The organism is Streptomyces sp. NPDC041968 (assembly GCF_055589025.1).
In genome coordinates this window covers 263,517-277,255 of record NZ_JBVJCB010000007.1, presented here as the reverse complement: position 1 = coordinate 277,255, position 13,739 = coordinate 263,517, and the positions used below count along the sequence as shown (strand labels likewise).

General features: G+C 73.6%; 10 protein-coding genes and 1 pseudogene. 5 read left to right on the top strand and 6 right to left on the bottom strand.

The window, feature by feature from the left end; translation table 11 throughout:
• The first annotated feature begins 192 nt into the window (after positions 1-192).
• Positions 193-1,698: an aldehyde dehydrogenase family protein gene (locus tag ACZ6EG_RS19245; RefSeq protein ID WP_469605947.1), complete on the top strand. Its 1,506-nt coding sequence runs from the start codon at positions 193-195 to the stop codon at positions 1,696-1,698.
• Between the two features lie 77 nt (positions 1,699-1,775).
• Here the strand turns inward: ACZ6EG_RS19245 and ACZ6EG_RS19240 are convergent, their stop codons facing one another.
• Complete coding sequence (locus ACZ6EG_RS19240) at positions 1,776-2,402, bottom strand: TetR/AcrR family transcriptional regulator (RefSeq protein WP_356605444.1); 627 nt, start codon at positions 2,400-2,402, stop codon at positions 1,776-1,778.
• A gap of 128 nt (positions 2,403-2,530) precedes the next feature.
• Here ACZ6EG_RS19240 and ACZ6EG_RS19235 point away from each other — a divergent pair, with 128 nt between their 5' ends.
• Entirely contained in the window at positions 2,531-3,670 is a 1,140-nt protein-coding gene (locus tag ACZ6EG_RS19235; protein WP_469605942.1) for an acyl-CoA dehydrogenase family protein, read from the top strand.
• 99 nt (positions 3,671-3,769) lie between these two features.
• On the opposite strand, the gene ACZ6EG_RS19230 is transcribed toward ACZ6EG_RS19235, so the two are convergent.
• From ACZ6EG_RS19230 to ACZ6EG_RS19210, 5 genes and pseudogenes are all read right to left on the bottom strand, one after another.
• Positions 3,770-5,602, bottom strand: coding sequence for an AMP-dependent synthetase/ligase (locus tag ACZ6EG_RS19230; RefSeq protein ID WP_469605939.1), 1,833 nt, complete (start codon positions 5,600-5,602; stop codon positions 3,770-3,772).
• Positions 5,603-6,024: 422 nt separating this feature from the next.
• Positions 6,025-7,413: pseudogene (locus tag ACZ6EG_RS19225) on the bottom strand (3-hydroxyacyl-CoA dehydrogenase family protein); the annotation flags it as partial.
• Between the two features lie 171 nt (positions 7,414-7,584).
• Entirely contained in the window at positions 7,585-8,733 is a 1,149-nt protein-coding gene (locus ACZ6EG_RS19220) for an acyl-CoA dehydrogenase family protein (RefSeq protein ID WP_391972344.1), read from the bottom strand.
• On the bottom strand, positions 8,730-9,755 hold the full coding sequence (locus tag ACZ6EG_RS19215) for an LLM class F420-dependent oxidoreductase (protein ID WP_391972345.1): 1,026 nt from the start codon (positions 9,753-9,755) through the stop codon (positions 8,730-8,732). Before ACZ6EG_RS19215 ends, ACZ6EG_RS19220 begins: the two co-directional genes overlap by 4 nt.
• Complete coding sequence (locus ACZ6EG_RS19210) at positions 9,755-10,909, bottom strand: CaiB/BaiF CoA transferase family protein (RefSeq protein WP_391972346.1); 1,155 nt, start codon at positions 10,907-10,909, stop codon at positions 9,755-9,757. Before ACZ6EG_RS19210 ends, ACZ6EG_RS19215 begins: the two co-directional genes overlap by 1 nt.
• Positions 10,910-11,172: 263 nt before the next feature.
• Between ACZ6EG_RS19210 and ACZ6EG_RS19205 the strand changes: the two genes are divergently transcribed.
• The 3 genes from ACZ6EG_RS19205 (at position 11,173) to ACZ6EG_RS19195 (ending at position 13,577) form a co-directional block, all read left to right on the top strand.
• On the top strand, positions 11,173-11,907 hold the full coding sequence (locus ACZ6EG_RS19205; RefSeq protein ID WP_391972347.1) for a TetR/AcrR family transcriptional regulator: 735 nt from the start codon (positions 11,173-11,175) through the stop codon (positions 11,905-11,907).
• Positions 11,908-11,979: 72 nt separating this feature from the next.
• Positions 11,980-12,489 carry a DUF4334 domain-containing protein gene (locus tag ACZ6EG_RS19200; protein ID WP_391972348.1) on the top strand — a complete coding sequence of 170 codons (510 nt, stop codon included), beginning with the start codon at positions 11,980-11,982 and terminating at the stop codon, positions 12,487-12,489.
• Positions 12,486-13,577: an NAD(P)-dependent alcohol dehydrogenase gene (locus tag ACZ6EG_RS19195; protein ID WP_469605933.1), complete on the top strand. Its 1,092-nt coding sequence runs from the start codon at positions 12,486-12,488 to the stop codon at positions 13,575-13,577. The genes ACZ6EG_RS19200 and ACZ6EG_RS19195 overlap by 4 nt, the downstream gene beginning before the upstream one ends.
• Positions 13,578-13,739: the final 162 nt, after the last annotated feature.

Here is a 13,739-nt window from a genome sequence, read left to right as displayed (position 1 = left end):
GGTACCCCGTGGGCCGGGCGTCGCCGTGCTCGTGTGTTCCGCGCGCCGGGACGCCTGGCGTCCGGGGCGGCAGGCGCGGGGCCTCGGGGCGCGCGCAGCCACCCCTTCGGCAGGGTCCGCGCCCGCCGCACCGCCCCCGAAGGGGGTCCTCCGGCGCGTTCGTCCACGCCATGCGCCCCGTCAGGAGACCCGATGACCGACACCACCCCGGCCACCGCACCGAGCGCCTCGACCTTCTCCACGTACTCCCCCGCGACCCGCGAGCCGATCGCCTCGCATCCGGTGGACGGCCCGGAAGAGGTCTCCCGCGCCGTCGACCGCGCCCGGACCGTCCAGGCCGGGTGGGCGGCGCTGCCCGCGGCCCGGCGCCGAGACCATCTGCTGCGCTGGAAGAAGGCCCTCGCCACCGACCTGGACGCCGTGGCCCGCACCATCGCCGAGGAGACCGGCAAACCGGCCGGCGACGCCGCGCTGGAGGTCGTCCTCACGCTGGAGCATCTGGGCTGGGCCGCCCGCAACGCCGAGCGCGTGCTGCGGCGGCGGAGGGTCGGTACCGGCCCGTTCACCGTCCACCAGCGGGCCTCGCTGGTGCACCGGCCGCTGGGTGTGGTGGGTGTGATCGGGCCCTGGAACTATCCGCTCTACACCCCGATGGGCTCCATCGGCTACGCCCTGGCCGCGGGGAACGCCGTGGTCTTCAAGCCGTCCGAACTGACCCCGGGCACCGGCGTGCTGCTGGCCCGGCTCTTCGACGCCGCCGTGCCCGGGCACGCGGGGCTGCTCACCACCGTCACCGGCGCGGCCTCCACCGGGGACGCCCTGGCCCGGTCCGGGGTGGACAAGCTGGCCTTCACCGGGTCGCCGGGGACGGCCCGCAAGGTGATGGCCGTGTGCGCCGAGACGCTGACGCCGTTCCTCGCCGAGTGCGGCGGGAAGGACGCGGTGATCGTCACCGCGGACGCGGACCTGGACGCGGCCGCCGACGCGATCGTGTGGGGGGCGCTGAGCAACGCGGGGCAGACCTGCGCCGGGGTGGAACGCGTCTACGCGGTGGCCGAGGTCCACGCGGCGCTGTGCGGACGGGTGGTCGAGCGGGCGGGGGCGCTGCGCCCCGGTGCCGGGCCGGACGCCTCCTACGGTCCGATGACCCTGCCGGGCCAGGTCTCGGTCGTCGAGCGGCATGTGACCGGCGCGGTCTCGGCGGGGGCGCGTGCGCTGCTGGGCGGGCCCGAGTCGGTGCGTGCCCCGTATGTCGCGCCGATCGTGCTGACCGGTGTTCCGGAGGACGCGCCGGCGATGGCGGAGGAGACCTTCGGGCCGGTGGTGGCGATCAACGCGGTGGCCGACGTGGACGAGGCCGTGGAGCGGGCCAACGCCTCGCGCTACGCGCTGGGGGCCGCGGTGTTCTGCCGCGGCGGACGCGCCGGTGCGGCGATCGCGGCGCGACTGAGGGCGGGGGCCGTGTCGGTGAACTCGGTGCTCGGCTTCGCGGCGGTGCCGGCCCTGCCGTTCGGGGGGTCGCGGGAGTCCGGCTTCGGACGGATCCACGGGGCGGAGGGGCTGCGGGCGTTCACGTCCGTGCAGTCGACGACGGTGCAGCGGTTCACCCCGCCGGTCGCCTTGACCTCCTTCGAGGTTCCGGCCGCCGCGCGGGAACGCGCGGTGCGGCTGGCCCGGGCCCTGCACCGGCGCCGCTGAGCGGCCGGACCGCGCACCGCCGGCCGAGTGCCCCGACGGCCATGAGCGCCGCGCCGCCCGGGCGGACGTCCGGCCGGTCAGGCGTCCAGCAGCGGGGCCAGGTAGCGGCGGGCGAAGGACCGGGCCTGGTCCTCGTCCTCCATCTCGATGCAACTGGCCGGGTTCAGCAGGAAGGACACCGCGACCCGCACCATCAGCTCGGCGACCGGGCGCGCGTCCTCGTCGGGGCGGCCCTCGACCTGCTGCGCCCGGCGCAGGTGGACCGTGAGGTACTCGACGGTGGCGGAGAGCGAGGAGCTGCCCTGCACGGTCAGATAGGGCAGTACCACCTCGGGTTCCAGGCGCAGCAGGCCGCCGAAGAGCGGATGGGCGCGGGTGTGGCGCAGGGCGACCACGAAGCCCTCGACGACCCGCTCCTTCATCGTCGGCTGCGCCGCGACCGCCGAGTCCAGCCGCTGGAAGAACCTGCGCAGCTCACGCAGCAGGGTGTCCTCGACCAGCTTGTCCTTGGTCTGGAAGCGCCGGTAGACGGTGACCCGGGAGACGCCCGCCCGCTTGGCCACGTCGTCAACGGAGGAACGGCGCAGCCCCAGCAGGGTGAACTGCTCCAGCGCCGCGTCGAGGATCCGCTGCGCCGTGCCGTCCTCCGGCTCCGGCTGGGCGAGGGCTCGGCCGAGCCACGGGTCGTTCGTGTCAGTTGTCATGGTGCGTCTCACGATACCGGCGCACGTCTCCCGGCGAGACGCTGACACATCTATCATCTCTTTGTAACTCACACCGTGTCCGCACGTGATCGAGCCGCCTGACCGGCATCCGCACCCCGGAGGACCTGATGGGTAGTCGCCTCACCGAAGAACAGACCGCTTTCGCCGCGGCCGTACGCGATTTCGCCCAACGCGAGTGCGGTACCCGGCAGCAGCGCGACGCGCTGACGAAGGGCGGCCGGGAGGCCCACCACCCGGGGTTGTACGGCCGGCTCGCCCACCTGGGCTGGCTCGGGGTGTGCCTGTCCGAGGAGTACGGGGGCTCCGGCGGCGGTCTGGCGGACGCCTGCCTCTTCCTGGAGGAGACCTCGTACGGGATGGTGCCGTGCGGAGGGTTCGTCACCACGGTCATCACCGCGAAGGCCTACGAGCGGTTCGGCACCGAGCGGCAGCGCAAGGAGGTGCTGCCCGGCGCCGTACGCGGTGACGTCCTGTCGATCGCCATGTCGGAGCCGGGTGCCGGGTCGGACGTGGGCGCGCTGCGCTGCCGGGCCCGTCAGGAGAAGGACGGCACGTGGGTGATCGACGGGCAGAAGACCTGGATCTCCAACGCGCACTGCGCACGGAGCATCCTGCTGGTGGCCCGCACCGGCGAGGACAAGCACGGCGGCCTGACCATGTTCCATCTGCCCGCCGCGACCCCGGGCGTGCAGGTGCGGGGCATCGACACCATGGGCGGCCGGGAGGTCAACGACGTCTTCCTCACCGGCGTACGACTGCCCGCGGACGCCGTCGTCGGACAAGTGGACGAGGGCTGGCGGCAGTTGATGGCCGGTCTGAACTACGAGCGGCTCTTCCTGGCCGCGAACATGCTGGGCCTGGCACGCCGCGCCTTCGACGACGCCGTCGGCTACGTGCGCGAACGGGAGCAGTTCGGCCGGCCCGTCGGCTCCTTCCAGGCCCTGCGGCACCGGATCGCCGATCTCGCCACCGAGATCGAGTGCACCCGGCTGCTGGTGCGCGAGGTGGCCCTGGACTGCGACGCGCGGCCCGACGAGCTGTTCCCCCGCGAGGCGTCCATGGCCAAGCTGAAGGCCACCGAGGTCGCCAAGCGGGCCGCCCTGGAGGGCATGCAGATGATGGGCGGCTACGGCTACACCACGGAGTTCGACATGGAGCGCCACCTGAGGGCCGCGGTCGTCTCGACGGTCTACGGCGGGACCAGCGAGATCCAGCGGGACGTCATCGGCAGGACCTACGGTCTCTGAGCCCCCGCCCGGTGTGCGGCCGCCCACCCCTCGCAAGGGGTGGGCGGCCGTGACCCCGCGCGGTGGCCCGGGGGTCCGCGGCCCGAGGGAGCCGTCCGCTCACTCCCGGTACAGCTCGGCCAACGCGTCGGCGTACTTGTCGCGGATGACGCGGCGCCGCATCTTCAGCGACGGGGTCAGCTCCCCGGTCGCCGGCCCCCACTCCTCGGTCAGCAGCTCGTACCGCTTGACCTGCTCGCTGCGGTTGAGCCGGGTGTTGGCGGCGGCCACCGCGCGCTCCACCTCCGCCCGGACGACGGGGTGCCGCGCCAGCTGGGCCGGGCCTCCTGCCGTCTCCACGCCGTGGGCCGCGGCCCAGGCCGGGGCGGCCTCCGCGTCGAGCACCAGCAGGGCGACCAGGTAGGAGTGCTCGTCGCCGTGCACCATCGCCTGTCCGATCAGCGGGTGTTCCTTGAGCGCGTTCTCCACCAGGGCCGGCGACACGTTCTTGCCGGTGGAGGTGATGATCATCTCCTTCTTCCGGTCGGTGAGCCAGAGGTAGCCGTCCTCGTCGACCCGGCCGATGTCGCCGGTGGCCAGCCAGCCGTCGGCGTCCAGGGCGGAGCGCACCGAGCCGTCCGGCTGAAGGTAGCCGGAGAACACGGACGTGCCCCGCACCAGGATCTCCCCGTCCTCGGCGACCCGGATCTCCACGGACCCCACCGGGCGCCCCACCGAACCGAGCCGGAAACCGGTCTTCGGGCTGTTGCTGGTGGCCACGCCGGTGGTCTCGGTCAGCCCCCAGGCATCCATGATGACGATGCCGAAACCGGCCCAGAACTCGACCACGTCGGCCGCCATCGGCGCCGACGCGCTGGCCGACCAGGTCACCCGGTCCAGCCCGCCCGCGGCCAGCATGGGCAGCAGCACGTCCTCGCGTACGCGGGTGTAGCGCTTCTCCAGCTCGGCGGGCGGCGTCTCGCCGCGCTCGCGGTACCCGACGTGCTCGCGGGCGACCTCGAAGGCCTCGTCGATGACCGCCCGCTGGTCGGCCGGCATCAGCGACAGCACGGCCCGCACGGCGGCGGACAGCTTCTCCCAGATCCTCGGCACCCCGAAGAACTGCGCGGGGCGCACCTTGCGCACCACCTCGCCGACGCGCGTCGGATCGGCGCAGAGGCGGACGTGCGAGGCCCGGTGACAGGGCAGGTAGATGCCCAGCATCCGCTCGGCGATGTGGGCGAACGGCAGGTAGCAGATGTGCTCGACGTGCGGGGGCAGTTCGACCACGGCGTCGAGGGCCAGGGAGTTGGACATCACCGCGCGGTGGGTGAGGACGACGCCCTTGGGTTCACCGGTGGTGCCGGAGGTGTACACGACGGTCAGCGGGTCCTCGGGGCGGGCTGTGTCCAGTTGCGCGTCGAAGCCCTCCGGCACCGGCTCGCGCAGCAGGCCGGCGTACGGGACGTGGCGTTCCCGCGCACCCGCCTGGGCCACCACCAGTCGCTCCAGCGGGGTGTCGGCGTCGGCCAGCAAGGGCTCCCACACCGCGACCTGGGCGGCCCCGTCCACCACGGCCAGGGGGGCCCGGCAGTTGCGGGCGATGTGGGTGATCTGCTCGGGGGCCGCGGTGTTGTAGACGCTGACCGGTACCGCGCCGAGGCGGACCAGCGCCAGGTCCGACAGCCAGTGCTCGGGCCGGTTGGTCATCATCATCAGCACGTGGTCGCCGCGGCGGACGCCGAGGGCGTGGTAGCCGGCGGCGAGGCGCCGGGTGTGCTCGTGGATCTCCGCCCAGCTGAACGTCGTCCAGTGGCCGTCCGCGTCCTCCGGCTGCCAGGAGAGGCCGGGGAGTCGCGGGTACTCGCGTGCGTTGCGGGCCAGCAGGTGCGGCAGGGTCCGGTCGGCCGGGTCGTCGGGCAGGTCGGTGGCGGTGCCGGGAGCTGATGTCATCGGGGCCTCCTTGCTGATCGGAAGGGAGCGGCCGGCGGCGACCGGGGAGGGAGGGCCCGTGAGGGCGTGCCCGGTGGAGCCGGGGTGAAGCGGGGCGTACCGCCCGCGGGCCCCCGGGGGGCGGGGGCGAGGGGATGGGACGGGTCGGGGCGGGAGGGGCGGGGCAAGGGCTGGGGGCGGGGCCAGGACCGGGAGCCAAGGGAGGGGAGCCAAGGGAGGGAATATGGCGCCAGGGAGAATCGGCCCTGCCTTCGGGAGCCGGCCGACGCTCGGGACACGGCCGACACGTGGGAGCCGGCCGACGCTCAGCACACGGCCGACACTCGGAACCGGAAGTCACCGGGAATCGTCCGACCCCCGGGAACCGGTCGGCAGCCGCGCACTTCCGGCCGGAGCCACCGGGCGGGCCCCCTCTGACGGGATCAGCGGTCGGTGAAGGTCTCCCCCCGCTCGGCCTTGCGCAGCAGCAGTTCGGGCGGGGCGAAGCGCTCGCCGTGTCGTGCGGCCAGCTCCCGCGCGCGGGCCACGCAGCCCGGCAGCCCGGTCCCGACCCGGGCGCCGCCGTCATAGCCGTTGAGGTACTGCAGGACGCCGCCCGTCCACGGTGGGAATCCGATGCCGAGCAGCGAGCCGACGTTGGCGTCCGCGACCGAGGCCAGCACCCCCTCCTCCAGGCAGCGCACCGCGTCCAGGGCTTCGACGAGGAGCATCCGGTCCATCAGCTCGGTCAGGTCGGCCGGTTGCCTCGCCGGATCGGTGAAGTGTTCGCGCAGCCCCGGCCAGAGCCCGGTGCGCGTGCCGTCGACGTAGTCGTAGAAGCCCGCGCCGCCGGACCGGCCGGGGCGGCCGAACGCGTCGATCATGCGGTCCACCACCGCGTCCGCGGGGTGCGGCTGCCACGTGCGGCCCGACGCCTCGGCCGCCCTGCGGTTCTCCTCGCGGATCCGGCGCGGGAGGGTGAGGGTGAGTTCGTCCATCAGGCCGAGGACCTTGGCCGGGTAGCCGGCCTGGGCGGCGGCCTGCTCGACGGAGGCCGGCTCGATGCCCTCCCCCACCATGGCGACGCCCTCGTCGAGGAAGCGGCCGATGACACGGGAGGTGAAGAACCCGCGCGAGTCGTTGACCACGATCGGCGTCTTGCCGAGCCGGCGCACCAGGCCGAAGGCCCGCGCCAGCGCCTCGTCCCCCGTCTCCTCACCCTTGACGATCTCCACCAGCGGCATCCTGTCGACCGGTGAGGAGAAGTGCAGGCCGACGAGGTCCCGCGGCCGCCGGACCCCCTTGGCGAGGACGGTGATGGGCGGGGTGGAGGTGTTCGAGCACAGCAGCGCGTCCGGCGCGACGACCTCCTGCACCTCCTGGAACACCTTGTGCTTGACACCCGTGTCCTCGAAGACGGCCTCGATCACGGCGTCGCAGCCGGCCAGGTCCCGGACGTCGGTGGTCGCGGTGATGCGGGCCAGCAGGGCGTCCGCCTGCTCCCGGGTGACCCGGCCGCGGGACACCGCTCGGGCGCACAGCCGCTCGGAGTGCGCCCGGCCCCGCGCCGCCGCCTCGGCGGAGACGTCCTTCAGTACGACGTCGAGCCCGGCCCGGGCACAGGAGTGGGCGATGCCCGCGCCCGTCATGCCCGCCCCGAGCACGCCCACCCGGGTCACCCCGCGCGGTGCGACGTCCGCCGGCCGGCCGGCACCGGAGTCGACCGCCTGGAGGTCGAAGAAGTACCCCTGGATCCTGTTCTTGGTGATCTGCCCGGTGACCAGTTCCGTCAGGTACCCGGCCGCCACCACGAAGGCCGTGTCCAGGTCGACCGGTTTGGTGCCGTGCAGGGCCCCGCCGGCCTTGCCGCGTCCGCGCGGGGTGCGGATCGCGTCGTACACGTACGCATCGGTGCTCACCTTGGGTGCCTTCCGGGTCGGGTGGGTCGGAGGTCGCGGACACCGCGTTTGGGCGACCGGCGGTGGTGCGGGTCCGGTGCGGACTCAGTGGAGCAGCGAGCGGCCGATGATCTCCTTCATGATCTCGGTGGTGCCGCCGTAGATGGTCTGGACCCGGCTGTCGAGGAACGCCCGGGCGACGCGGTACTCGCTCATGTAGCCGTAGCCGCCGTGCAGTTGGAGACAGCGGTCGACGACGCGCTTCTGCAGTTCGGTGGCCCACCACTTGGCCATCGAGGCGTGCACGGCGTCGAGCCGTCCCTGGCCGTGCTCGGTGACGCACCGGTCGACGAAGGTCCGGGTGACGGCGGTCTCGGTGGCCATCTCGGCGATCTCGAAGCGGATGTGCTGGAGGCCGGACAGCGGTCTGCCGAAGGCCTCGCGTTCCTTGACGTACCGCGTGGTGACGTCGAGGATCTCCTCCGCCGCGGCGGCGGCGCCGATGGCGATGGCCAGGCGTTCCTGAGCCAGGTTGCCCATGAGGTAGGTGAAGGCCTGGTTCTCCTCCCCCAGCAGGTTCTCCTTGGGGACCCGCACGTCGTCGAAGAACAGTTCGGCGGTGTCCTGGGCCTTCTGGCCGATCTTGTCGAGGTTGCGGCCGCGTGCGAAGCCCTCCGTTCCGCGCTCGACGACCAGCAGGCTCTGTCCGCCGCTGCCGCCCTCGGGGGTGGTGCGGGCGACCACGACGACGAGGTCGGCGAGGATGCCGTTGGAGATGAAGGTCTTGGCTCCGTTGAGCAGGTAGTGGTCGCCCTCGTCGGTGGCGGTGGTGCGGATGCCCTGGAGGTCGGAGCCGGCGCCGGGTTCGGTCATGGCGATGGCGGTGACGAGGTCGCCGGAGGTGAAGCCGGGCAGCCAGCGGCGCTTCTGCTCCTCGTCGGCGAGCCGGGTCAGGTACGGGCCGACGATGTCGTTGTGCAGGCTCAGGGCCAGCCCGGAGGCTCCGGCGCGGGCGAACTCCTCGATGAGGACGGCGCTGTACCGGAAGTCGTCGGTGCCGCCGCCTCCGTACTCCTCTGCCACGGCCATGCCGAGCAGGCCCTGCCGGCCGGCCGAGCGCCAGACCTCGCGGTCGACGACGCCTTCCCTCTCCCAGCGTTCGTGGTGCGGGGCCACCTCCTTGGTGAGGAAGGCCCGCACCGTCTCGCGGAATGCCTCGTGGTCGGGACCGTACAGACGGCGTTCCAGTGTCACAGCCAACTCCTCACGCGCTCGATCAGCCGAGCGGGGTCGGGACCGACGGGGGTGACGTTGAGCATCGTCACGCCCGCCTCGCGGAAGACCTCGACGCGGTCGCGGACGTAGCCCTCGGGGCCGGCCAGGCACAGCCGCTCCAGCAGTTCGGCCGGGACGGCGGCCTCCGCGTCCTTCTTGCGGCCGGCGAGGTAGTGCTCCTGGACGGCGGCCGCGGCGGCCTCGTATCCGTAGGAGCAGAGCAGGTCGTGATAGAAGTTGCGGCCCGGCGCGCCCATGCCGCCGACGTACAGGGCGACGGTGGGACGCATCAGGTCGCGGACGGCCTCGGCGTCGTCGCCGACGGCGAGGAGCCCGCCCGCTACGACGGACAGCGGCCCGAGCGCGGGATCGCGCCGCGCGGTGCCCTCGGCGAGTGGCCCGCCCCAGACCTCGGCGGCGTGCTCGGGGACGTAGAGGAAGGGCAGCCATCCGTCGGCGATCTCGGCGGTCATCCGGACGTTGGCCGGGCCTAGGGCGGCGACGTGAACGGGGACGGTGTCCCGGACCGGGTGGTTCAGCAGCTTGAGCGGCTTGCCGGCCGTGCCTCCCTTCTCCGGCGGCAGGGGCAGGTCGGTGATGCCGTGGTGCTCGATCACCTCACGCCGCCAGATCCGCCGGGACAGCTCGATCACCTCGCGGGTGCGGCCCAGCGGGCGGTCGTAGCGGCGGCCGTGCCAGCCCTCGACGACCTGCGGCCCGGAGGCGCCGATGCCGAGCAGGGCGCGGCCGCCGGTGAGGGCGTCGAGTCCGGCGGCGGTCTGGGCGATCAGAGCGGGGGTGCGCGAGTAGACGTTGAGGATCGCCGAGCCGATCCGCATCCGCTCGGTCCGCGCGGCCAGGTACCCCATGACGGTCGGGGAGTCGAAGCCGTAGGCCTCGGCCACCCACACGGCGTCGAGGCCCGCGGACTCCAGGGCGGCGGCCCGGTCCGCGGCGGCGCGCGGATCGCCGGCGTAGGCGAGGGGGGAGGACAGTTCCATCAGCGGTGGTCCCTCAGCAGTTCGGGTACGTCCCAGTCGCGGGCCACATCGGGGGTGTGGGCACCGGGCACGGCCGGCGGGCGCCGGAGGGTGCCGGGGGTGCGGGAGAAGCGGGGGGCCGGGGCGGGCTGGGTGACGCCGAACGCCTCGGTGTAGGTACCGCGTCCGCTCAGGTGCGGGTGGCCGGCCGCCTCGTGCAGCGAGAGCACGGGTGCGACACAGGCGTCGGTGCCTTCGAAGACGGCCGTCCACTCCTTTCGGGTGGCGGTCTTGAACCGCGCGGTGAACAGGGCGCGCAGCTCGGGCCAGTTGCGCGGGTCGGCGCGGTCGGGCAGCTCCTCGCCGTCCAGGCCCAGGAGGGTTACGTACACCGCGTAGAACTGCGGTTCCAGGGCGCCGACGGCCATCCAGCCGCCGTCGGCGGTCTCGTAGACGCCGTAGTGGGGGCAGCCTCCGTCCAGCAGGTTGCGGCCGCGGGCGTCGCGCCAGGTGCCCTCGGCGAGCATGCCCCAGAACATGGCGGTCAGGTGCGCGGTGCCGTCCACGATCGCGGCGTCCACCACCTGGCCGCGGCCGGTGGCACGGGCGGTGAGCAGCGCGGCGAGGACGCCGGTGGCCAGGTAGAGGGAGCCGCCCGCGTAGTCGCCCAGCAGGTTGACGGGGAGGGCGGGTGGCCCGTCCGGTGCGCCGATCATGGAGAGGGCTCCGGCGGTGGCGATGTACCCGACGTCGTGTCCGGCCCGGGGCGCGAGGGGCCCGTGCTGGCCCCAGCCGGTCATCCTGCCGTACACCAGCGCGGGGTTGACGGCCGTGCACTCCTCGGGTCCGATCCCGAGCCGCTCGGCGACACCGGGACGGTACCCCTCCAGCAGGATCTCGGCGCGTGCGGCCAGCGCCCGCACGGTCCGCGGTCCCTCGGGAGTCTTCAGGTCGACCACCACGGAGCGCTTGTTGCGGTTGGTCACGTCGTGGGAGGGAGCGCCGCCGAGCGGCGAGGGGCCGGGGCGGTCCACGCGCACCACGTCGGCGCCCAGGTCGGCGAGGAGCATCGCGGCGAACGGGCCGGGGCCGATCCCCGCCAGTTCGACCACGCGCACGCCGTCGAGCGGTCCCGCCGTGCGAGGGCCGGGAGGGTCGGGGCGGTGAGGGCTCATGGGTTCCTTTCCCGGAGCACGGCGGACGCACCGCCGGCTCGACCGAGGACTTACTGAGCGTTCGCTAAAACGTAGGAGCGGGACGGCGACCGGTCAACTCCCCTGACAGGTCGAGTTTTCAAGGGATCACGTCGGGGAAGTGACCTCAGGCGGAGGGAGGTTCGCCGGAATCTCATGAACGATCGCTAAGTACCCTTGAGGGAGATTTTCCGCAGACGCGGCCGTACCATGTGGCCGACCGCCGTCCGTCCCGAGGAGAGCCGTTGAACACCGAGCCGAGCCAGGACCCCACGCCGGCGGCACACTGGCGCTCCTACGGACCGCTGGACCTGCACCCGATCCTGCTGCACGCCATGGAGGCCTTCAACGAGCAGGGCTACCACGGCACTTCGGTCCGGGACATCGCCGGCCGGGTCGGTGTCACCGTGCCCGCGCTGTACTACCACTACGCGAACAAGCAGGCCCTGCTGGCCACCCTGCTGGAGACCTCCATCAAGGACGTCCTGGACCGCTGCCGGTCCGCGGCCGGCGAGGGCGGGGACGACCCGCTGGCCCGGTTCAGCGGCATGGTCGAGTCGATCGTGCTGTACATGGCGCACCGACGGCGGCTGGCCTTCCTGGACACCGAGATCCGCAGCCTGGAGCCCGAGAACCGGGCACGCTACGTCGCTCTGCGCGACTACCTCGAACACATGCTGCTGGACACGGTCGAGGCGGGCCGGGCGCAGGGCGTCTTCACCACTCCGATCCCGGCCGACGCCGTGCGTTCGGTGCTCATCATGTGCCAGGGCGTCGCCAACTGGTTCCGCGCCGACGGCCCCCTCAGCGCCGAGGAGGTCGCCGAACGCCACGTCCTGCTCAGCCTCGGCACCGTGGGCCACCCCGGCGTGGTCACCGGCGCCACGACGCTGCCGCTCCCCCGGCGCTCCTCGCCGCGCGTCCCCTCCCCCGCCCCGGCTCCCGCCGACCGGGACACCGCACCGCCCGTGCCGCGCTGAGACGCGGGACACCGCGTCTCCCTTCCCCCCTCCCCCAAGACCCTCCGCGACTCCAGCCGAGAGGACACCCGCATGGACCTGCCCGAGGCCCGCGCCCGCTTCCAGCAGCTCAGGAAGGCGGACGGGCGCGTCGCCGCCGCCGAACTCGACGACATCTGGACCGTGTTGCCCACCGCCCGCCCCGAGGAGATCCTCGGTGAGTGGAAGGGCGGCGAGTTCGACACCGGTCACCCGCTCAACGGCGTGCTGGCGCAGGCCGACTGGTACGGCAAGACGTTCACCTCCGTGCACGACGCCAAGCCGCTGATCTGCCGCGACGCGGAGGGCGCGCTGTACTCCAACCGCGAGTTGGGCCAGGGCGAGGCCAGCCTGTGGACCGTCGAGTTCCGCGGCGAGGCGACGGCCACCATGGTCTACGACGGCAGGCCGGTCCTCGACCACTTCAAGTGGGTGGACGACACCACGCTGATGGGAATCATGAACGCCAAGGGAGTTCCGGCCGAGGGCCCCTACTACTACTTCTTCCTCGAGCGCGCTCCGGAGTCCTCGCACGAGGGCGCACGGGCCGGCGCGGGCTCGTGAGACGCGTCCGCGCGGCGGTCACCGCGGCGCCGGGCGCCCCGTTCGCCGTCCGGGACGCGGACCTGGAGGACCCGCGGCCGGACGAGGTGCTGGTGAGGATGACCGCGGCGGGGGTCTGCCACACCGACCTGGGGATGCGGGACGCCTGGCCCCGCCGGCTCACCCCGATGGTCTTCGGACACGAGGGCGCGGGCCGGGTCGAAGCGGTGGGCCCGGAGGTGACGGGGGTCGCACCCGGCGACCACGTCTGCCTCACCTTCGCCAGTTGCGGCGCCTGCGAGCAGTGCGCGGCCGACCAGCCGGCCTACTGCCACGACGCGCGGGCGAGGAACTTCTCCGGCGGCCGCCCGGACGGCACCACTCCGCTCTCCGTCGGCGGCGAGCCGCTCCGCGCGGGCTTCTTCGGCCAGTCCAGCTTCGCCACCCACGCCGTCGTCCACTGCCGCGGCGTGGTCAAGGTGCCCGCCGATCTGCCCGCGTCGGTGGTCGCGCCGCTGGGCTGCGGAGGCCAGACGGGCGCGGGCACCGTACTCAACCGGCTGCGCCCCGAGCCGGGCTCCTCCCTGGTCGTCCTGGGCGCGGGCGGGGTCGGTCTCAGCGCGCTGATGGCCGCGGTGGCCGTGGGCTGCGACCCGGTGGTGGCCGTCGACCCGGTCGCCTCCCGCCGCGCCCTGGCCACCGGGCTCGGCGCCGCGGCGGCCCTGGCCCCCGGGGACGGTCTGGTGGCGGCCCTGCACGAGCTGACCGGCGGTGGCGCGCACCACGTCGTCGACACCACCGGCCGTCCCGAGACGGCCCGCCAAGCCGTCGGCGCGCTGCGCCCGCGCGGCGCACTGGCCCTTCTCGGCCTGGGTGGTGAGGTGGCGTTCGACGTGGGGACGCTGCTCGCCAAGGGCGTCCGGGTGCACGGGCTGATCGAGGGGGACTCCGACCCCCGCCGCTTCCTGCCCGAGCTGATCGGCCTGCACAGGCGTGGCCTCTTCCCCCTCGACCGGCTGGTCACCACGTTCCCGTTCGAGGACATCGGCGCGGCCGTGGCGGCCATGGAGGACGGGAGCGTGGTCAAGCCGGTCCTCACCTTCGCCTGAGGCACCGTGCCGTCGCCGGGAGCCGCGGTACCGGGGTGCGCGTCCCGGCCCGCCCTCGGACGTCGGCACCGCGTCCTCCGGGCCCCGGACACCGCCCCTCGCAGAGGCCCCCACCTCGCGCCCCCGCGGGCATCGACACACGCCCCCGGAGCGGCCGGCACC

Bases quoted from the DNA above. Each gene is read 5' to 3' on its own strand.
- ACZ6EG_RS19245 (WP_469605947.1), top strand. From the start codon at position 193: ATGACCGACACCACCCCGGCCACCGCACCGAGCGCCTCGACCTTCTCC.
- ACZ6EG_RS19240 (WP_356605444.1), bottom strand. From the start codon at position 2,402: ATGACAACTGACACGAACGACCCGTGGCTCGGCCGAGCCCTCGCCCAG.
- ACZ6EG_RS19235 (WP_469605942.1), top strand. From the start codon at position 2,531: ATGGGTAGTCGCCTCACCGAAGAACAGACCGCTTTCGCCGCGGCCGTA.
- ACZ6EG_RS19230 (WP_469605939.1), bottom strand. From the start codon at position 5,602: ATGACATCAGCTCCCGGCACCGCCACCGACCTGCCCGACGACCCGGCC.
- ACZ6EG_RS19215 (WP_391972345.1), bottom strand. From the start codon at position 9,755: ATGGAACTGTCCTCCCCCCTCGCCTACGCCGGCGATCCGCGCGCCGCC.
- ACZ6EG_RS19210 (WP_391972346.1), bottom strand. From the start codon at position 10,909: ATGAGCCCTCACCGCCCCGACCCTCCCGGCCCTCGCACGGCGGGACCG.
- ACZ6EG_RS19200 (WP_391972348.1), top strand. From the start codon at position 11,980: ATGGACCTGCCCGAGGCCCGCGCCCGCTTCCAGCAGCTCAGGAAGGCG.